At 31.7% G+C, this 20779-nt stretch carries 20 protein-coding genes; 10 read left to right on the forward strand and 10 right to left on the reverse strand.

What is annotated here, in order from left to right:
* The first annotated feature begins 27 nt into the window (after positions 1–27).
* The 3 genes from ilvN to acs all read left to right on the forward strand — a co-directional run bounded on the left by ilvN (position 28) and on the right by acs (position 4484).
* Positions 28–549, forward strand: a complete 522-nt coding sequence (gene ilvN / locus AC1Q5Z_RS06130; protein WP_095929307.1) for an acetolactate synthase small subunit — start codon at positions 28–30, stop codon at positions 547–549.
* A gap of 61 nt (positions 550–610) precedes the next feature.
* Positions 611–2080, forward strand: coding sequence for a ketol-acid reductoisomerase (gene ilvC, locus AC1Q5Z_RS06135; RefSeq protein ID WP_111291079.1), 1470 nt, complete (start codon positions 611–613; stop codon positions 2078–2080).
* 493 nt (positions 2081–2573) lie between these two features.
* Entirely contained in the window at positions 2574–4484 is a 1911-nt protein-coding gene (gene acs / locus AC1Q5Z_RS06140; protein WP_278021677.1) for an acetate--CoA ligase, read from the forward strand.
* A gap of 53 nt (positions 4485–4537) precedes the next feature.
* Here acs and AC1Q5Z_RS06145 read toward each other — a convergent pair whose 3' ends face one another.
* The 5 genes from AC1Q5Z_RS06145 to AC1Q5Z_RS06165 form a co-directional block, all read right to left on the reverse strand.
* Positions 4538–4930, reverse strand: a complete 393-nt coding sequence (locus AC1Q5Z_RS06145) for a hypothetical protein (RefSeq protein ID WP_492444063.1) — start codon at positions 4928–4930, stop codon at positions 4538–4540.
* A gap of 209 nt (positions 4931–5139) precedes the next feature.
* The gene (locus AC1Q5Z_RS06150; protein WP_198855675.1) at positions 5140–5736 is read right to left on the reverse strand and encodes a 3'-5' exonuclease; all 597 of its coding nucleotides are present in this window, start codon (positions 5734–5736) and stop codon (positions 5140–5142) included.
* A gap of 3 nt (positions 5737–5739) precedes the next feature.
* Complete coding sequence (locus AC1Q5Z_RS06155; RefSeq protein WP_198855674.1) at positions 5740–7656, reverse strand: DUF294 nucleotidyltransferase-like domain-containing protein; 1917 nt, start codon at positions 7654–7656, stop codon at positions 5740–5742.
* A 665-nt stretch (positions 7657–8321) separates the two neighbouring features.
* A complete protein-coding gene (locus tag AC1Q5Z_RS06160; RefSeq protein WP_198855673.1) occupies positions 8322–8705 on the reverse strand; it encodes a hypothetical protein in 384 nt (127 codons plus the stop codon).
* An 86-nt stretch (positions 8706–8791) separates the two neighbouring features.
* The gene (locus AC1Q5Z_RS06165; RefSeq protein ID WP_198855672.1) at positions 8792–9208 is read right to left on the reverse strand and encodes a hypothetical protein; all 417 of its coding nucleotides are present in this window, start codon (positions 9206–9208) and stop codon (positions 8792–8794) included.
* Positions 9209–9357: 149 nt separating this feature from the next.
* On the opposite strand from AC1Q5Z_RS06165, the gene AC1Q5Z_RS06170 reads away from it, so the two are divergent.
* Positions 9358–10587, forward strand: coding sequence for a multidrug effflux MFS transporter (locus AC1Q5Z_RS06170; protein ID WP_492444064.1), 1230 nt, complete (start codon positions 9358–9360; stop codon positions 10585–10587).
* Positions 10588–10696: 109 nt separating this feature from the next.
* Here the strand turns inward: AC1Q5Z_RS06170 and AC1Q5Z_RS06175 are convergent, their stop codons facing one another.
* The 4 genes from AC1Q5Z_RS06175 to AC1Q5Z_RS06190 form a co-directional block, all read right to left on the reverse strand.
* Complete coding sequence (locus tag AC1Q5Z_RS06175; protein ID WP_492444065.1) at positions 10697–11962, reverse strand: NAD(P)/FAD-dependent oxidoreductase; 1266 nt, start codon at positions 11960–11962, stop codon at positions 10697–10699.
* 77 nt (positions 11963–12039) lie between these two features.
* Positions 12040–13377, reverse strand: a complete 1338-nt coding sequence (locus AC1Q5Z_RS06180; RefSeq protein WP_492444066.1) for a DEAD/DEAH box helicase — start codon at positions 13375–13377, stop codon at positions 12040–12042.
* Positions 13378–13586: 209 nt separating this feature from the next.
* Positions 13587–15125, reverse strand: coding sequence for a DEAD/DEAH box helicase (locus tag AC1Q5Z_RS06185; RefSeq protein WP_198855668.1), 1539 nt, complete (start codon positions 15123–15125; stop codon positions 13587–13589).
* Between the two features lie 109 nt (positions 15126–15234).
* Positions 15235–15768 (reverse strand): DUF6155 family protein, encoded by a 534-nt coding sequence (locus AC1Q5Z_RS06190; RefSeq protein ID WP_492444067.1) that lies wholly within the window; start codon positions 15766–15768, stop codon positions 15235–15237.
* A gap of 104 nt (positions 15769–15872) precedes the next feature.
* Between AC1Q5Z_RS06190 and AC1Q5Z_RS06195 the strand changes: the two genes are divergently transcribed.
* The gene (locus tag AC1Q5Z_RS06195; RefSeq protein ID WP_198855666.1) at positions 15873–16166 is read left to right on the forward strand and encodes a DUF3817 domain-containing protein; all 294 of its coding nucleotides are present in this window, start codon (positions 15873–15875) and stop codon (positions 16164–16166) included.
* Entirely contained in the window at positions 16159–17415 is a 1257-nt protein-coding gene (locus AC1Q5Z_RS06200) for a mechanosensitive ion channel family protein (RefSeq protein WP_343586747.1), read from the forward strand. The genes AC1Q5Z_RS06195 and AC1Q5Z_RS06200 overlap by 8 nt, the downstream gene beginning before the upstream one ends.
* 178 nt (positions 17416–17593) lie before the next feature.
* Here AC1Q5Z_RS06200 and AC1Q5Z_RS06205 read toward each other — a convergent pair whose 3' ends face one another.
* On the reverse strand, positions 17594–18013 hold the full coding sequence (locus AC1Q5Z_RS06205; RefSeq protein WP_278021670.1) for a hypothetical protein: 420 nt from the start codon (positions 18011–18013) through the stop codon (positions 17594–17596).
* A gap of 81 nt (positions 18014–18094) precedes the next feature.
* Between AC1Q5Z_RS06205 and AC1Q5Z_RS06210 the strand changes: the two genes are divergently transcribed.
* The 4 genes from AC1Q5Z_RS06210 to AC1Q5Z_RS06225 all read left to right on the forward strand — a co-directional run bounded on the left by AC1Q5Z_RS06210 (position 18095) and on the right by AC1Q5Z_RS06225 (position 20699).
* On the forward strand, positions 18095–18496 hold the full coding sequence (locus AC1Q5Z_RS06210; protein WP_343586750.1) for a glyoxalase: 402 nt from the start codon (positions 18095–18097) through the stop codon (positions 18494–18496).
* A gap of 29 nt (positions 18497–18525) precedes the next feature.
* A complete protein-coding gene (locus AC1Q5Z_RS06215; RefSeq protein ID WP_343586752.1) occupies positions 18526–18996 on the forward strand; it encodes a hypothetical protein in 471 nt (156 codons plus the stop codon).
* A gap of 25 nt (positions 18997–19021) precedes the next feature.
* Positions 19022–19600 carry a Crp/Fnr family transcriptional regulator gene (locus AC1Q5Z_RS06220; protein ID WP_343586754.1) on the forward strand — a complete coding sequence of 193 codons (579 nt, stop codon included), beginning with the start codon at positions 19022–19024 and terminating at the stop codon, positions 19598–19600.
* 127 nt (positions 19601–19727) lie between these two features.
* On the forward strand, positions 19728–20699 hold the full coding sequence (locus AC1Q5Z_RS06225) for a quinone oxidoreductase family protein (protein WP_492444068.1): 972 nt from the start codon (positions 19728–19730) through the stop codon (positions 20697–20699).
* Positions 20700–20779 lie beyond the last annotated feature (80 nt).

Genomic DNA, 20779 nt, shown 5'->3' on the forward strand with positions numbered 1-20779 from the left:
TTGAAACAAATAAAACTAAAAAAACAAATGGAAGATAAAACATTTACCATATCGGTATATTCAGAAAATAATGTGGGTTTATTAAATAGAATATCAGGAATATTCTTAAAGCGTCACATTAATATATTAAGTCTAAATGTTTCAGAATCAGAAATTGAGAATGTTTCAAGATTTATCATCGTAGTAAATACGACAGAAAAATGGGTTCAGAACATTGTTGGACAAATTGAAAAACAAATTGAAGTTATAAAAGCATTTTATCACACAGATGAAGAGACTATTTTCTTAGAAAATGCTTTGTTTAAAATTGCTTCAAGTTTGTTGTTTGACGAGAAACAAATTCAGAATATTATTAAAGAGAGCCAGTCTACAATTGTGACAGTTTCTCGCGATTTCTTTGTGATTTCAAAATCAGGAAGACGTTCTGAAATTGAGGAATTGTACCAAAAGTTCAAACCATACGGAATTATGCAGTTTGTGCGTTCGGGAAGAATATCGGTTTCTAAACAAAAAATGGAGATTTCTACATTATTAGAATCCTTTAAATAATAAAAATCTTAGTTATATATATCAATATTAAAATTTCATTTCATTAAATATTAAAACAAAAATGGCAAATTATTTCAATACATTACCACTTAGATTACAATTAGAACAATTAGGAGTTTGCGAATTTATGGAGCAATCAGAATTTGCAGACGGAATTGCAGCATTGGCTGGAAAAAAAGTTGTAATTGTTGGTTGTGGAGCACAAGGTTTGAATCAAGGTTTAAACATGAGAGATTCTGGTTTAGACATTTCTTATGCATTGCGTGCAGATGCAATTGCAGAAAAAAGAGCTTCTTATAAAAATGCAACTGAAAATGGTTTCAAAGTAGGAACTTATGAAGAATTGATTCCAACTGCAGATTTAGTTTGTAACCTTACACCAGACAAACAACATACAGCTGTGGTAACTGCTATTATGCCATTAATGAAACAAGGTTCTACTTTATCTTACTCTCACGGATTCAACATCGTAGAAGAGGGAATGCAGATTCGTAAAGACATCACTGTTATTATGTGTGCTCCTAAATGTCCAGGTTCTGAGGTACGTGAAGAGTATAAAAGAGGATTTGGAGTTCCAACTCTTATCGCAGTTCACCCAGAAAATGATCCAAACGGATTTGGTTTAGATCAAGCGAAAGCTTACGCTGTAGCAACTGGAGGACACAGAGCTGGAGTTTTAAGATCATCTTTCGTAGCTGAAGTAAAATCAGATTTAATGGGTGAGCAAACTATTCTTTGTGGTTTATTGCAAACTGGATCTATTTTATGTTTCGATAAAATGGTTGAAAAAGGAATCGATGCAGCTTACGCTTCTAAATTAATCCAATACGGATGGGAAACTATCACTGAAGCTTTAAAACACGGTGGTATTACAAATATGATGGATCGTTTAAACAATCCTTCAAAAATCGAGGCTTACGAATTAGCTGAAGAATTGAAAGACATTATGCGTCCTTTATTCCAAAAACATCAAGACGATATCATTTCTGGAGAATTCTCTAGAACTATGATGATCGACTGGGCTAATGACGATGTTAACTTATTGAAATGGAGAGCTGCAACAGGAGAAACTAACTTCGAAAAAACAGCTCCACAAGAAGCTCCAATCTCAGAACAAGAATATTTTGATAATGGAGTATTAATGATTGCAATGGTAAAAGCTGGTGTTGAATTAGCTTTCGAAACAATGACTGAAGCTGGAATCATTGAAGAGTCTGCTTATTATGAGTCATTACACGAATTGCCATTAATTGCAAACACAATCGCAAGAAAGAAATTATTCGAAATGAACCGCGTAATTTCTGATACTGCTGAGTACGGATGCTACTTATTTGATCATGCATGTAAGCCATTATTGACTGAATTCATGAAAAAAGTGGAAACTAACATTATTGGTAAACCATTTTCAACTTCAAACGGAGTAGACAATGCGGTACTTATCGCTGTAAACAAAGAAATTCGTCAACACCCTATTGAAGAAGTAGGAGCTTGGTTGAGAGAATCTATGACAGCAATGAAAAAAATTGGATAATTAAAAAATTGGGAATTCCCGCAGAATTCGATTTTGCGGGATTTGCACTGTATCAATGATTTGTAATATTTTGAATTAGTAAGCACTTATTAAGATAATAGATATAGATGCATATTGCATTCACTTAACTTCAGTGAGAGAGTTAAGTGAAGCGGATCCCTAAAATGGGGTGTATTTTGAAAAAAATATGCTTGTTGAAATTTCTGTTTTAATTAATAAAGATGCTGCTATTTTCAAAATAGAGAAAAGTCTCGCAGTGCGATTTACAAAATTAATTGTTATTGAAATTTGTTAAATTAAAAAAAGGCATAATATCTATTTATTATGCCTTTTTTGCCCTTTCTAAATTGCATTAAAAAATAAAATTTTAAGACAACTGCAAATAATTATCATATTTTATTAAATAAAAGTTTTTTTTTGATAAAATTTATGAATTAAATTATTTCAAGAATACGTTCAGATTTAATACATTTATAAAAAAATTCAACAAACGATGAGCTATTACAAAATTGAAAATTTAGAACAATACTTTAAACATTACAATAAGTCAATAAGGGAGCCAAGAAAATTTTGGGGAAAAATAGCTGAGGAGAATTTCACATGGTACCAGCAATGGGAGAAAGTTGTTGATTTTAATATGGCTGAAGCAGAAGTAAAATGGTTTACAGACGCTAAAGTTAACATTACAAAAAACTGTATCGATAGACATTTAAGCAAAAGAGGAGAGAAGACGGCAATTATTTTTGAGCCAAATGATCCTTCTGAAGAGGCTTTACATATATCATATAATGAATTATACGAGAGAGTTTCAAAAATGGCAAACGTTCTTCGCGAGCAAGGTGTTCGTAAAGGAGATAGAGTTTGTATTTATTTACCAATGATTCCAGAATTGGCGGTTTCTGTTTTAGCTTGTGCTAGAATTGGAGCAATTCATTCTGTTATTTTCGCTGGATTTTCTGCTTCTGCAGTTTCTGCAAGAATCAACGATTGCGAATGCAAAATGGTAATCACATCTGATGGAGGATATAGAGGGAACAAAACAATTGATCTTAAAGGAATTGTAGACGAAGCTCTAGAAACTTGCCCTTCTGTTACAAAAGTTTTAGTTGCAAAAAGAACTAATACTAATGTAAAAATGAAAGATGGTCGTGATGTTTGGTTACAACCATTATTAGATGCAGCTTTAGATAATAGTGTTGCTGAAATTATGGATGCCGAAGATCCTTTGTTTATCTTATATACTTCAGGATCAACAGGAAAACCAAAAGGAATGGTTCATACTACTGCTGGTTATATGGTATACACTGCGTATACTTTCAAAAATGTATTCAACTACGAAGACAATGATATTTTCTGGTGTACAGCAGATATTGGATGGATCACTGGTCACTCTTATATATTGTATGGTCCATTATTAAACGGAGCTACAACTGTAATTTTTGAAGGCGTTCCTTCTTATCCAGATTTTAGCCGTTTTTGGGATATCATCGAAAAACATAAAATTACACAATTCTATACGGCACCAACTGCAATTCGTTCGTTGGCAAAAGAAAGTTTAGATTATATTCAAAAATATCCTTTAAAATCTCTTAAAGTTATTGGATCTGTTGGAGAACCAATTAACGAAGAGGCTTGGCACTGGTTTAATGACCACGTAGGAGATAAGAGATGTCCAGTTGTAGATACTTGGTGGCAGACAGAAACAGGAGGAATCATGATTTCGCCAATTGCTTTTGTAACACCAACAAAACCTACTTATGCAACATTGCCATTACCTGGAATCCAACCTGTTTTGATGGATGAAAAACGTAATGAAATTGAAGGAAACCAAGTAGTTGGAAGTTTATGTATTAAATTTCCATGGCCGGGAATCGCTAGAACTATCTGGAATAATCACGAACGTTACAAAGAAACTTATTTCTCTGCTTTCCCTGGAAAATACTTTACAGGAGACGGTGCTTTAAGAGACGAAGTTGGATACTACAGAATTACCGGTCGAGTAGATGATGTTGTTATTGTTTCTGGACATAACTTAGGAACGGCTCCTATTGAAGATGCGATCAACGAACATCCAGCTGTAGCAGAATCTGCAATTGTTGGATTCCCTCACGATATTAAAGGAAATGCTTTATACGGTTTTGTTATTCTTAAAGAAACAGGAGAAGTTAGAAATAAAGAAAACCTGACTAAAGAGATAAACCAATATATTGCGGATCACATTGGACCAATCGCTAAGTTAGATAAAATTCAATTTGTTTCTGGTTTGCCAAAAACTCGTTCTGGAAAAATTATGCGTAGAATTCTACGTAAAATAGCTGAAGGAGATTTCTCTAATTTTGGAGACACTTCAACTTTATTAAATCCAGAAGTTGTTGAAGAAATTATGAAAGAAAGAATTTCTTAATTAAAAATATAATTCTAAAAAAGCCTCTTAACAAGAGGCTTTTTTTATGGTATTTATTGGTTGTTTTTTAAACCTGCATCACTTACAAAAATAAGCTGTTGCATATTACTTAAGTTGGTAAGTGACAGAATTCCATTTTTATTTTCATTAATTCCATTTATTCTAAAACAAAACTCATTTCCGTCTTTATCTCGAAAAGTTACAAACTCAGCCGTATCATCTGAAAAGTTCTGACAACTATTTGAAATAGTATATTTGTACATTACCTTCATTTGGTTATTGTTGTAATTGTAAGCTTTTCCATCCTGAGTAAAGACCCATTTTGTACTTGTATTTGTTTTAGAATACCAATTTCCTAAAATACGTTTAGATGAAGGATCTTGATTTTGTGCAAAAATCACTGAAACAAAAAACAGAAAGGACAGAACAAATAGTAGCTTTTTCATAGAATTTTAGTTTTAGAAAGGGTTTGTCTCTAATTTCATTTAATTAATATAAAATTACAATTTTACTTAATTTGAAAAACCATTGAATTAGTAATTTTCTGTTAATTCATAAATAGAATAACAAAAAAAGCCTCTTAAAGTTAAGAGGCTTTTTAAATATGATACTGATTAGAACTTGGTACTTTAAAAATTGTTTTTTTTTTTTTAATTTATTTGATTCCTAATCTAGATTTTAATTTTAAGAATAAAAGTCCAATTCTATACGCATCTTCAGAAGAAGAATTTCTATCGCTTTTTGGAATTTTATAAATCCCGCATAAATCGTCAAGCGAAAATTGCTTATCATTTATATCTGTAAGTTTTCTGTACATTACATCTACATCTAAAGCCTCATTTTTCAATCGGCCGCAATCTAAACGTTCTAGAGCAGCATTCAGCATTTCGATATCAAAATTAATGTGATGCCCAACTAGAATTGAGTTTCCTATAAAATTTACAAAAGCTTCAAGCGCATCTGGTTCAGGCATTTTCATCATTTTACTTTCAATGATAAATTCATTTGAAAGCCCGTTATCTTGAAGATATTTGTATTGTAATAAAACTGTTTCGAAACTTTCCTTAATAACAATGCTGTCATCAATAACTGAAAAAGCTCCAAGAGACAAAATAACATCTTTGTCCGGATTTAAACCAGAAGTTTCGGTCGATAAAACAACAAACTTATTAGGTTTGGTTTCGAATTTCGTTAAATAGTCTTTCCAGAAATCTGGATAGTCTTTATTAATGTTTTTTAACCAGTCTAGCATGTTTTATGAGAATTGTGTCAATTGAAATTTACTCTTTATCAGTTCCTCCAGGTCTTTCATTGGGGACAATGCATTTTTTAATTTCTCTTTGTCAGTTTTTGACATTTCTCTTAGGTTAATATATTGGCCAGAGTCGTCGTTTTTTAATCCTTCAACAGTTCTAAATTTAGAAAGCGTTAAAAAAGCTTCCGCACAACTTAAATAAATTTCAGCATTTTTAGAATCTGTGATTGCTAATTGTTTGAATCTTAAATAGGTATTTTGAATTCCTTTAATGTTTGCATTTAAAATTAATAAACGCGCTCCATCAATTAATGGCATTAAAGCTCTTGTTTTAATATCAAATTTATCCTTATTCGGACCATCTTCTTCAACAATGAATTTTTTAAAGAAACTTAAAGGTGAGTTTCTCTTTAAGGCATCGTTTCCTAAAAAGTCAAAGAATAAGGTATTGTTAACGGCATTTTTGAAAATCACATTTTCAATTGCTTCTTCAATTTTTGGTTCTCCAAAAACAATTTCATAATCAAAGAAAATACTACTCAAATCATTACTGTTTTCACCTGGAGTATTCATCCAGCTGTTATATTGTTTTGTCCAGTCACTCAATGATTTACACCAAAGCATATTGCTTCCCATATGTCCATTTGGACAATAATCGTAGCCCACTTTTTCTAATATAGAAGTTGTACGTTTTGCCAATCTCAAGAAATAATCTTTTACTTCTCTATATTTCTCAGGCGTAACATCTTCAAAAATTAAAATACTATCTTGATCTGTAAGTAATAATTGTTCTTTACGTCCTTGACTACCAATGCTTAACCATGCAAAACGTGCAGGAGGGGAGCCTAAATCTAAAATCGATAATTCGACCGCTCTTTTAATAATTGCCAAGTTTATCTCACTTGCAATATTGCTGACATGTGAAATTGGAATATTTTTTTGAATCGAATTCTGAATCAAATCTGATAGACGATCGCGTATTTGTTTTAAGTCTTTAGGAAGCTGAGAACGCTTAATTTCTTTGATTAATACACCTGGGTTACTAGCTTGTGCTACAATAAGATCGTGTTCAGAAATAATTCCTTTTACTACAGATTTGCTTGTACCGTCTTTTGTAACACATAAGTGAGTTACGTTGTGTTTTAGCATCAATAGTTGAGCTTCAGCCAAAGATACATTTTCTAAAACTGTAACAACTGGAGACGACATAATTTTGTCGATAGTTTCACTAATAGGAAAACGTCCTGTTGCAATTTTTGATGATAAATCTGCATTGGTAACGATACCAATTGGATGATTTTTTTCGCCACAGATTATGATATTGTCTACCATAGAATCTGTCATTAAAATTGCAACGTCTTTAATTATAGAACTTGCCTGTGTTGTTAAAGGAGAATTGTTATAGTTAAGGGACTGAATGTATTGCATTTCTGTCTGCTGATCTATATAATCAGAATCTGAAACTAATTTGCCGTTAGAGTTCATACTGTCTTTAGTATGACGAGAATTTACAGCAAAACTTTCTAATAAAAAGTTTAATACATCTGAATTATTTGCCACAAAAGGTCTGAAAACAGCAATCGGAATAGCATATACAATACTTTCCTCACGTGCTTTTGCCGTCATCATGTAGTTGTTTTTGGCAAAAAACGGACGTAAACCAAAAATATCGCCTTCGTGACACTTATTTATAATTGTTTCCTCAGCATCGGCAATAGTTGTAAGATTAATGACACCAGAAGCTACAACATAAAAGTTTTCATGAAGCGGATCGTTATTTTGAAATAATACCGCATGTTTTTCTAGATTAATGACACGAATATTCGTAGCAATATCTGATAATTCCTGAAAGGTTAAATTATCAAACGGTTTGTATTCTTTTAAAAAATCTGCAATATGTTCAGCAACTGTATTCATATATGTGATAATTTATTTTTAAAGTATCGAATGTAAAAATAGTAAAATAAACTCTTACAATGAAAGTTCTTTAGTAGAATCTAACTATTTTAAAGAAATGTTAAAAGATAATGACAATAAGACTTGCAAAAACTTTTCTGTTTTAAAAAAATGAATATTTACGATTGGCACAGAGACGATTTATGTTTGCAAAAAAACATTGGCAAAAAATACTGCGATATTTGAAAATATTTTAAATCTAAAATCATACAGCGTATTTATGAATATTTGAATTTAAGGAAATTGTTTTGATTAGAAAACAAACTGTATGTAAATCTAGCGAGCTAAATTTTGAATATTTGGAAATTTTCAAAAATAAAAATGATACAGCGCATTTTAAGCGATTTGAATTTAAGTAAAATGCTTTTGAAAATAAACTGTAATAATCCGGTAAGCTAAATTTTGAATATTTGAGTTTTTTCGAAAATAAAAATTTATGAGAGATGTAGTTTTATAAAACTAAAATTCTCAAACAAAAAAAATTAGAAGCAAGGATGGTAAATTTATCGCGGATAAAAATACTTTACGCAAAAAGCCGTATAACAGATTTATAGGGCAGTTTCTAAAATATTCTATTTTACATAATATAAATTATAGTTCAAATTGAAATAACTCCGAAGAGGAGTTTATTCATATAATTTATTCAAAATCATCTCTTTCGGTACAATATCGCTTCCACCATTTTTAGTAAACTGTATTACTGAATCTTCTACAAATAAAACTGCGCTGGATGTATTTCCGTTTTGATCTTTAAATTTTATTTGAGCTTTATCGCCATGCGGATACACATGTCCCGTAACTTCTAAAACTCCAGAATTTAATTCTTTATGATCGCTAGTAACTTCAGCGGTTCCAAAAATTTTATAATTTGACTGAGCAATCGTAATTGTAAAAATGTATTCTTTTTTGCAGTCTTTACATTTTTTGTTTCCCCAAGTTCCTGAGAATTTATTTTGCTGCGCAAATGATTGTAACGAAATTAAAAATGCCAGTAAAAGAAATTTTTTCATTGTAGTTTGTTGTATTAAAATCTGAATCAAATATAAATCAAAAAAGCATCACATATTTGCGATGCTTTTTTTAAGTTTTCTTAAATCTATAATTTTTTCAAATAAACTGATTTTCCATTTAACGACACATCAATTTGATTCGTTTTTTCGTTAAAAGTTGTTCTCAAAGCGTTTCCGTTAAAAATCGTAACGTCGCCGTATACGTGTCCAGTTTCAGTAGAAACATAATCAAATTTCACTTTTTTGTTTCCTGGTTCAATTCCTAGCTTGTAACTTGAAAATTTTGTCCCTCTTAAATCGAAATCTTGTTGTGAATCGATAATGTTTCCGTCTGCATAAAAATTGGTGACCGATTTACTTAATGTAATATCTGGATAATACTCGTTAACCTTTTTAAGAAGCTCGTACTGCGCAACACTGGCTTCTTCTTGTTTAGATGTAATGGTTTGCGCAAACGTAATTGATGTGCATAAAACTGCTAATAACAAAAGGTACTTTTTCATAATTTTTTTTCTAATTTAAAGATTAATAAATAGTTACACTAAATAATGTTGGCAATTACTTTAATTTATTGTTATAAACTTCTTCAAGTTATATAACAAGATATGAAATCTTTACCTTTGCAGAAAATTATAAGCCGTTTTTTAAGATAATGACAACAAAAAAATATATCCAACTCATCCTTATTTTAGGTTCGTTAACTGCACTTGGTCCTTTTTCTATTGATATGTATTTACCTGGTTTCTCAGGAATTGCAAAAGATTTAAATACTTCTGTAGCAAAAGTTTCGATGAGTTTATCCAGCTATTTCATCGGAATTTCTGCCGGACAATTGCTTTATGGGCCTTTGTTAGACCGTTTTGGTCGTAAAAAACCGTTATTTATTGGGCTTCTAGTATATATTCTTGCTTCTTTAGGATGTATTTATGTTGCTGATATTGATGCTTTCATATTGCTTCGTTTTATTCAAGCCATCGGAAGTTGTGCTGCAACTGTTGCCTCTGTAGCAATGGTTCGTGATTTATTTCCTGTAAAAGATATTCCAAAAGTATTTTCGCTTTTAATGCTTGTTGTTGGACTTTCTCCTATGTTGGCGCCAACTATTGGTGGTTATGTTACAGAAGATTTAGGTTGGCACGCTGTGTTTTTTATTCTTATGTGTATGGGAATCGTAATTTTAGCAGCTTCACAATTCGGACTTCCAGATACTTATAAACCAGATAATTCAATTTCGCTAAAACCAAAACCAATCATATCAAATTTTGTATTGGTTTTAAAAGAACCTCAATTTTATACCTATGCATTTACTGGAGCAGTCGCATTTTCTGGCTTGTTTTCTTATGTAGCGGCTTCTCCTCTAGTTTTTATGGATATTTATAATGTTAACGCTAAAACTTATGGATGGATTTTTGCTCTTATGTCTGTTAGTTTTATTGGTTCTAGCCAGTTGAATTCTATGCTGTTAAAACGATTTTCTAGCGAACAAATGATCTATGGCGCTTTAATTTCGCAGTCTATTATAAGTATTATATTTTTAATTCTAGCCTTAAATGATCTTTTAGGATTGTATCAAACGATCGGAATGTTGTTTTTATTTCTTGCTTGTTTAGGAATTTCAAACCCAAATACGGCAGGATTAACGCTTGCTCCTTTCGCTAAAAATACCGGTAGTGCTTCTGCATTAATGGGAGCTATTCAATTAGGAATTGGTGCATTGGCATCATTTGCTATTGGTGTCTTTGTAAAAGATTCTGTAGCGCCTATGGTTGCCATTATGACAACAACTACGATTACAGCTTTTATTATTTTAAATATCGGAAAACGTTTTATTAAAGAAAAAGTGGAATTATCAGATAGTGATGATGTTATGATTGGACATTAATTTTTTAAATGCCAAAGAAGAAATTCCAAATTCTAATAAAAAAGCCTAAATCATTGATTTAGGCTTTTTAGTATTTAAAAAATTTTCCAATTTTAGAATTTTCAGAATTTTAGCTTTGCTGTCTTTTTTCAGGTCTTATGATCATTCTAAGCGATTGATCTTTTGCAAAATAAGCAACCATCCAATTCCAGAAGGTATTTAACCTGTTGCGATAGGTTATCAATGAAATTAAGTGAACAAATAGCCAGATAAACCAAGCAAAAAATCCTTTAAAATGCCATTTCGGACTTGGTAAATCTACCACAGCCTTGTTTTTTCCGATAATTGCCATAGAACCTTTGTCTTTGTAAGCAAATGGTTTTAACGGTTTATTGGCCACCATTGCTTTAAAGTTTTTAGCTAAATTTAATCCTTGTTGAATTGCAACTTGTGCAACTTGCGGATGTCCGTCAGGAAAATTTGTGTCACCAGCCAAAATTGCAGTATCACCAATTGCATAAATATTATCTACAGCATTTACTTTGTTATAAACGTCAGTTGCCATTCTACGTCCACGTCCGTAGCTTTCCTTTGGCATTCCTTCAAAAATCTTTGCAGTTACACCGGCAGCCCAGATAAGGTTTTTAGTTTTAATAGTTTCTCCATTTTCAAAATGAACAGTATCATCAACATAATCGGTTACACGACTGTTTAATTTTACGACAACGCCTAATTTGGTTAAAGCTTCTAAAGTATCTTTTTGTGAATCTTTACTCATTGGAGCTAAAAGAGCGTCTCCTCCATCAACTAAATAAACGTTGCTTACAGAAGTGTCTAATTCTGGATATTCTTTTAAGAGAATGTTTTTTCGCATTTCTGCAAACATTCCAGAAACTTCCACTCCAGTTGGTCCGCCTCCGGCCACCACAATTGTCAATAATTTACGTCGTTTACGCATATCTTTACAAATTGCAGCTTTTTCTAGATTTTTAAGAAGCGCGTTACGCATTTCGATGGCATCATTTAAAGTTTTCATCGGAATGGCGTTTTTCATAACGTTTTCCATGCCAAAATAGCTGGTTTCTGCTCCAGTTGCAAAAACTAGATAATCGTAATCTAATTCTCCGTTGCTCAAAGTGATTTTCTTTTCGGATGGAGAAACAGATAATAATTCGCCTAAGCGAAATTGCAGATTTTTTTTGCCAGCAAAGAATTTTCTAAACGGATAACTAATGCTCGATGGCTCTAAAAATGCTGTTGCAACTTGATATATAAGTGGAGGGAAAAAGTTATAATTATTCTTGTCTACAAGTGTTACTTGTATTTGAGGCTGATTTACAAGCTCTTTTGCTAGATTAAGTCCTGCAAACCCACCTCCAATAATGACTATTTTCATATATGTTGTATTAAGTAGGATTATAAAATAATTCCTTATAAATATACAACTTTAATATGCAATGACAATTGTCATGCTTATTTGTTTTTGAATTTTTTAACAGGTTTTTCAACTATATCGATTTTGTTCTGTAAGACATAACTTGCCATTAATTTCTCGATTAATTCATCTTTTGTAAGATGATGAAAAACTGTTTTTACTCGTGTTTTTAGATCCTGAGAAAGCTCATGATTTGGTTTTGTCTTGAAGATTTGTTTTGCCCATAAAAGCATATTATTTTCTTCCAGACTTGCTGCTGAAGGTTTTTTAAACTCAGAAAATTTAATTCCTAATTCTCTTTCGAAATCAGCAATTTCAAAAACTTCTTCTTGCTGTAAAACAGTCAAAGAAAGTCCTTTTGCTCCTGCCCTCGCAGTTCTTCCGCTTCGGTGAACATAGTTCTCGTAAGTGTCAGGCAAGTGATAATTAATCACATACGAGATTTCTTTTACATCGATTCCTCTCGCTGCCAAATCGGTTGCAACTAAAATGTTGATATGGCCTTCACGAAACTGTTCCATAATTCTATCGCGAATTCCTTGCGACAAGCTTCCATGAAGTGCTCCAGAAGAAAACTTATTGATAGCTAAGTTTTTGGCTAATTTGTTTACAGCAGCTTTAGTTTTACAGAAAATAATTCCTCTTTCGCCATCTCTAGAATTCAAGAAATGCATTAAAACTTCTAACTTTTCAATTGGATCGACCACAATATACTCATGGTCTATTCCTTCATTTCCAACAGTTTCCATATTGGCACTTATCTGAACGATATTTTTGTTCAAATAATTCTGAATCAATTGTTTAATTGTTCCAGGAAGTGTTGCTGAAAACAATAAAGTGCGATGTTTTTTAGGTAATTCAGCAATAATTTCATCTAAACTTTCTTTTAGAATCGTCACCATTTCATCAGCTTCATCTAAAACTAAATATTCAGCTTTTTTAATGTCGATTGCTTTTCTCTGAATCAAATCTATTAAACGTCCTGGAGTTGCGACAACAATCTGAGCGCCTTCTTTTAATCTCTCTATTTGAGGTTTTATTGGAGTTCCTCCACAAATTGAGGCAATAGATATATTAGGAATATATTTTGAAAAACTTTCTAAATTTCTAAAAATCTGCTGTCCTAATTCTCTTGTTGGAACTAAGATTACAGCTTGGACTTCAGTAGATTCTGAATTTACTAATTGTAATAAAGGTAATCCAAAAGCAGCAGTTTTTCCTGTTCCTGTTTTAGCTAAACCAACTATATCGTGAGTTTCGCTCAAAAATAACGGAATTGTTTTTTGTTGAATTTCTGTTGGTTCAACAATGTTTAATTCGCTTAAAGCTTTTAAAATTGGAGCAGAAAGACCTAATGTTGAGAATAGTTTAGACATGAGTATTTTAGATTTTAGTCCCGATAGCTATCGGGAGATTTTAGATTTTAGATTTTCCAAAATCTTTTTAAAGATTTTATTTCTCCTTAAAATTATTGAACCATTAATATATTTAGAGTTGTTTCTAAATATATTAATGGTTTATTCTATTTAAAGTTCAGCACAAGAACTTTATGACTTTTAAACTTTAGACTTTCAGACTAAATTGATCAATCAGGCTCATTCATGATTTTCTCACGATACTTTTTACCAATTAATAAAGTTAATCTCTGCTTATAATCGTCAACTAGCCATTCTCGGTAATTTTTACTGCATTGGCTTAAGCATTTTGAATAACGTTTGATACGATCTTCAATATCATCTTCTAATTCTTTAGCTAACATTTTTGCTTCTTGAAGCGTTTCGGTGTTGTCTACACACATTGCAGCATGCTGATCTAGAGATTTGTCTAAAACAACTTTAGAACGAAGATTTTGTTTAATGATTAATTTATGCTCTTCATCTACATCAAAATTAACTTCGGCAGTTTTACTAAATTTTGCTCGTAATTCTGGTGGCATGCTGTATTTAAAGAACAATTCAATTTCGTGATCATCACGCAAGTTTTCAAGATAAAATTCTGGTGATTTAAAAATATGCTGCCAATTAACAGGATCGCTCCATAAACCAAAACGTGCGGCATTGTTTCCTAAATCGATAACTGTAAATTCATCTTTTCCAGGTAATTTACGAGAACCACGACCAATCATTTGGAAATATAATGTCAACGATTTTGTTGCTCTGTTCAAAATAATTGTTTCTACGGTTGGCTCATCAAAACCAGTTGTCAAGATTCCGACAGAAGTTAAAATTGCGTCAGGAGTCTTTTTAAACCATTGTAAAATGTCTTTACGTTCTTCAGAACTACTAGTATTATCTAAGTGTCTGATGTCGTAACCTGCTTCTCTAAACGTCTCATATACATATAAAGAAGTATGAATACCATTATTGAAAATCAACGTTTTCTTTCCTAAAGAACGTTCTGTATATGCATGAAGCAGTTTTTCCTGCATTAAAGTATTGGTATATAAATCGTCTGAAGATTTTACTGTATAATCTCCATTGATACCAACTTTTAACGAAGTCAAACCAACATCGTAGCTATAAGTTGTAGCTTTTGCCAAGAAACCTTTTTCAATCAATGAACCAATAGTATCACCAACGATAAGTTCGTTGTAGCTTTGGTGCATTGGTAATTTTATATTAGAACTCAAAGGTGTTGCAGTTACTCCAAGAATAAAAGCATTTTTAAATGAGTTTAATAACTTTCTAAATGAGTTGTAATGTGCCTCATCAATAATAACTAAACCAATATTGTCTAAATGAAGTTTTTCATCATTAATACGGTTTTTCAAAGTTTCAACCATCGCCACGAAACAAGAAAAATCATTCTGATCAGGCAATTCTTTTACTTTACTGTTAATTATTTTGTTTGTAACACCAAAACCAGTTAACATTTTTGAAGTTTGTTTACAAAGTTCGATACGGTGCGTTAAAACAACCACTTTTTTATCGTTATGAGATAAATAGCGGCGAACGATTTCAGAAAATATTACTGTTTTTCCTCCTCCTGTTGGAAGCTGATACAGTAAGTGGTGTTTTGGAGGAGCATTGTCTAAACGGTCAAAAATGGCGTCAATATCGCCCTTTTGGTATGCATACAGTTCTTTTTTCTCTTCTCTTTGTATTTCTAAAGTGTTTTGAGACATTGTTTATTTTTGGATTTTTGCAAAAATACACCGAAAAAACAGTTATTCATCTTCTTTTAACTTAAAATAAATGTTTTTTTTAAATAAAGATTTTTTATGAGAAACGGTTTTAGTAGTCGATTTTTTCCAAAATTGCCTCAAAATCGTACTTATTTTTCCATTTTTGCTCTACAGTTTCTTTATGAATAGCGTTAATTCGCAATTTAAAATCGTTAAAAATTCCGTTTGAAACAATAAAATTTGTTGCTTGCTCAAAAGAATTTAAGATGCTTTTGTAAAACAATTCCTGCTTGATGAAATTTTGAGAAGAAAACGTTTGCGCGATTTCAATATTATAAAGCATAATATCGGCAATAACATATGAATCTACACCTAGCATCATAAAATGCTTAATCAATTTTTGCGCAACCGATCTTCGCATCTTGGCTTTCGGACGCCATTTTGCTCCAGGTTTTTTAATTGGAAAGTATTCGTGTGAGATTTTGATCTTTGCATCCTGAAGTAATTTGTCTTCTTTTGGATTAAAAACAAAATCATAGTACACTTTTACAGGAGCAAATTTCTCATACAATTCTATCAATTGTTCTTCTAATTGCTCTTTGGTTAATTCGCCTAAATATTTTTTTAAATCTCTTTTGCTCATTCTCAAAACTTAAGATTACAAAAGTAAATTACTTTCTTTATAAATACCTCAAAAACCAACGATAATACTTAATTTTGCGCCTATTAAACTTAAAAATTACATACATGCTCAAGATTTTCAAAGTTACTGCCATTTTAGAGGGAATCTCTTATTTAGTGTTATTTGCTAATATGTTGATTATCAAAAATAATAATCCTGAACTATATCATACATTATTGCGTCCGTTAGGAATGACACATGGTGTTTTATTTATCGGATACATTGTTTTGGCATTTTTATTAAAAAAATCAATGAATTGGGATTTAAAAACATTTGCAATCATTCTAATCGCTTCTCTTATTCCGTTCGGAACTTTTTATATTGAGAAAAAATATTTAGAAACTAAAGCAAATGCATAAGCTTTTGGAGAAAATATTTAATTTTTTATACCCTGTTTTCAGAGATTGGGGAATGAGTCGCAATGTTGCGTCTTATACAAGCCTAGTCTTTAATATCGCTATTTTAATAGTATTGGCATACGTTATATATTATGTTGCCAAATTTATTTTAGTCACTTTGACTGCCGTTTTCGCTCAGCGAACTAAGACGAAATTTGACGATTATTTAATTCAAAATAAAACTACTAGATATACGGCTTATTTAATTCCGTTTTTCTTTATCTACAAAGCAGTTCCGGTTATTTTAGATAAATATGAATATTGGGAATCCATGTTCGGAAAAATTGTTGGAGTTTATATTGTATTATTAGGATTATGGATCGTTAGAACTGTTTTTAATTCGTTACGAGATTATTTAAAACAAAAACCAGAATACAGCGACAAACCAATTGACAGCTTCGTTCAGGTTATTATGATTGTGCTTTGGATTTTTGGAGTTGCCATGATTATTTCGACTTTATTCGGAATCAAAAAAGGCGAATTGCTAACGATCTTAGGAACACTTTCGGCCATTATCATCTTAATTTTCAGAGATACAATCCTTGGTTTTGTTTCGAGTGTTCAGGTTGCTATAAACGATATGGTTCGCATTGGCGATTGGATTACGATGGATAAATTTGGTGCCGATGGAGATGTTATCGAAATCAACTTGACAACGGTAAAAGTTCGAAATTTCGATAATACCATTACCACAATTCCGACTTATGCTTTAAGTTCAGATTCATTTCAGAATTGGCGCGGAATGCAAAAATCTGATGGAAGACGCATTAAAAGACATGTTTTAATTAAAAGCAGTACAATTCGTTTTTTAAACGATGAAGATTTGCATCAATTGCGAAAAGTGCAGCTGATTACTTCTTACATTGACAGCCGTCAAGCCGAAATTGACAAGTACAATGATCTTAGAGGAATTGATAAAACGCTTTCACTAAATGGTCGAAACATGACCAATTTAGGGTTATTTAGAAAATATATTATGCAATATTTACATGATCATCCGGGATTGAACAAAAATATGCATATTATGTGTCGACAGCTGCAATCGACAGCTCATGGAGTTCCGTTAGAAATTTATGTGTTTTCAAGCGACAAACGCTGGGCAAATTATGAATATATCATGGCCGACATTTTTGATCATGTAATGGCTTCTGTGCAATATTTTGATCTTGAAATTTTTGAACTTCCTTCGAAAATTGGAAAATTAGAATAGAGTTTTTTTAACCGCAAAGAGCGCTAAGAATTACGCAAGGTTCGCAAAGTTTTTACACAAAGCTTTGCGAACTTTGCATTTTTAGTAAGTCTAACTTATAAAAAAACTTTGCGTGCTTTGCTATAAAATACACAAAGTAATTCAAGTTTTGAATTTAAAATTTGGAATTTTATAATATTTACTTCTCCTCTATCTTCTCAAAAAGAAACTCAGGATTATTATATTCAATTGGAACTTCTGGAACATAACACGGAAGATTAAAATAAGTCCCGATTACTCCCTTTCCTAAATAAAGTTTATTGTCTTTCTTTAAAAGTGCTAAAGGGACTCTTTTCCATGCACCGCCAAAAGAAATATAGTGATAGTCTCCTCGAAGCGTATCACCTCTTAAATCTCCTCGTACATCGCCAGAATCTTTTCCGGTTCCATAATGCGAAATTTCGTAACGTCCATAAAAACGCTTGTCATTCATATGAATATCTAGAATTGCAGTGTCTTTATTATTTACAGCTCTATAAAAAGAACGGTTATATTTTTCTTTATCTTCTTTAGAATTGCAAGAAGCTAATAATAAGCAGAGAAACAGAAATAATCGCATAATTTATTTTTTATAAAAACAAAAATAGGTTTTACTGTGAGATTATTTCTTTAACTTTAAAAAAAACTTAAAAGAAATACCATGGAAGATAGAGACACTTTTTTAAAAGAATTCAGAGGCGAAACTTTAGGAACCGTAAGTGCTCAATCTTCAGCAGATGAGATCTTTCAAAACCAGACCATCAGGCCTATTTTAAAACTTCAAAACGATTTATTTATAGCCGTTTTTTTGAATTACGTAAACAAGAATAAACCTGATTTTTATTCTTACTCGGTTGAGAAGAAACTCCAAACAATCGAAAATTCCATCCAGAAAGACATTAAATTCAGAAATTCTTTAAAAGGAATTGTAATGGCGCTTTTTACAGTTGATGAATACAATACCTATATTAAGAATTCTTCTGATTTGAATAAACGAATGATGAATTTACTGATTGACCGATTGAAAAATCAGGTGCAATTGTTTGAAGTGGAATCAAATTAATAATAAAAAAGTATGCAATTTTAGTTTAGATGAAATTTAGTTTAGATTTTACAACAGATTATGGTCAATTTTATTTAAATGAAAAAGATGATGAAGGAGATACTGAAAGCGAAAGTTTTTGGTCTAATGAAGCTTTTAATGATAAACTTGCTGTAGAGAAAGGGATTTTAGGGATTTCTATTGAAAATAGTGACGGAATTGTAAAATGTACACTTGAGTTTTTAGATTCTAAAAGTTTAATTTCTGATTTCAGTGATTTTGATCATGTTGTAGAAGCTAGTTTAGAAATAAAAACTGGTTTCGTACAAATAAATGATTGTCCGTTAACGACCCTTATTTTAGAAGAAAAAATTGAAACTGGGAATTATAGAGTTCGTGTCTATTATGGTAATTTAGAATCTGCATATTCTGAAGCACCTAAGGATTATTATAGAATTGAAATGTGGAAAGATGTTTTTTCAGATAGACATGTTTTAAAGAGATTTGAAAATAAATTCTAATGCAATAAATTTATATTTAAAATAAATGTTCAGCCAATTCCGAAACAGATTCCCTTTAACCGATGAAAAATGGAATGAATACATCGGTTATTTCAATCGAATTGAAGTTCCTGCAAAAACTACTCTTTTAGAAGAAGGTGAAGTTTCAAAAAAACTTTATATCATCGAAAAAGGCTGTATTCGGGTTTGGTTTAACAATAACGGAAAAGATCTTACTACACAATTCTTTTTTGAAAATGAGAGCGTTGCTTCTATTGAAAGTTTTATGAAGAAACTTCCAAGTCCGACAAATATAGAAACGATTGAGCCTTCGGTTTTGTGGTGGATTCATAAAAATGATCTGGATAAAATTCTCGAAGAAATCAAAGAAATACCAGCATTGAGAGATAGTCTCATTAATAAGCTTTTTGAGCGTACTTTTGATTATATGAAATATTTTGTTTCATTTATAAAAGATTCCCCTGTAGAGCGTTATGTTAATTTAATTCAACAAAGACCTCAAATTATATTGCGTGTTCCGCAACACTATATCGCTTCTTATTTAGGTATAACAACTGTACATTTGAGTAGATTAAAAAGTAAATTAGTAAATAAAAATAATTGACATTTTAATATAAGCCAAACTTAAACTAGCTTATTTAACTTATATGGTTTAAAGAAAAATTTGATAACAAATGTTATCGTCTGCCCATAAACGACTCTGTAATTTTGCTTCATAAAATATAATAATTATGAAAGCAGCAGTAGTTTGTAAAAAAGGCGAATTGCCAAAATATGCAGAATTTGAAGAACCAATTGTTTCAAATGAAAATGAAGTTTTAGTTTCGGTAAAAGCCGTAGCCATCACCAATTTGGATAAAGGAATTGCAAGTGGAGACCATTATTCTTCAGAAAAAGAAAACCAAAATGGATTTATTGTTGGAAGTGACGCAATTGGAGTTCTCGAAAATGGAACAAGAGTTTATGCTCGCGGAATCTCAGGAACAATCGCCGAAAAAGCTTTAGTAGAGAAAAACCGAATGGTAGTTTTACCAGATGGAATCAATGATGCAACAGCCGCGGCAATGCCAAATGCAGTTGCAGGTTCGGCAATGGCACTTCGTTTTAGAGCAGCAATAAAACCTGGAGAAACAGTTTTAATAAATGGAGCCACTGGTTTTACGGGACAAATGGCTGTTCAAATTGCAAAACATTACGGAGCTAAAAGGATAATTGTTACAGGAAGAAATGAAAAAGCGCTTGAAAGCCTTTTAGAATTAGGCGCCGATGAAATTGTTTCTTTAAAACAAGATGATGAATCTTTTGTTTCTCAGTTAAAAGAAATCCATAGAGATACTCCAATAGATATTGTAATTGATTATTTATGGGGACATTCGGCAGAACTTATTTTTTCTGTTTTAAAAGGAAATGGAAACTTTACGCATAAAACGAGATATGTTTCTGTTGGTTCTATGTCTGGAGATACCATTCAATTGTCTGCACAGATTTTACGAAGTGTAGATCTTCAATTGTCTGGTTCAGGTTTGGGAAGCTGGACAAAAGAAGAAGTGAAATTGTTATTTTCTGAAATACTTCCCGAAATGTTTCTCTTGGCTTCAAAAAATATACTAAAAGTAAATATTGAAACCGTTCGTTTAGCAGATATTGAGAAAATGTGGAATGCAGAAGTTCCTGACGGAAAACGTTTAGTGGTTCTTGTTTAGAGGTTCTAAGGTTCTGAGTTGCTACCCCGATAGCTATCGGGGATAAGTTTTTTTTAGACTCAGAACCTTAGTGTCTTAGC

Source organism: Flavobacterium sp. GW823-FHT06G12 (genome assembly GCF_058794775.1).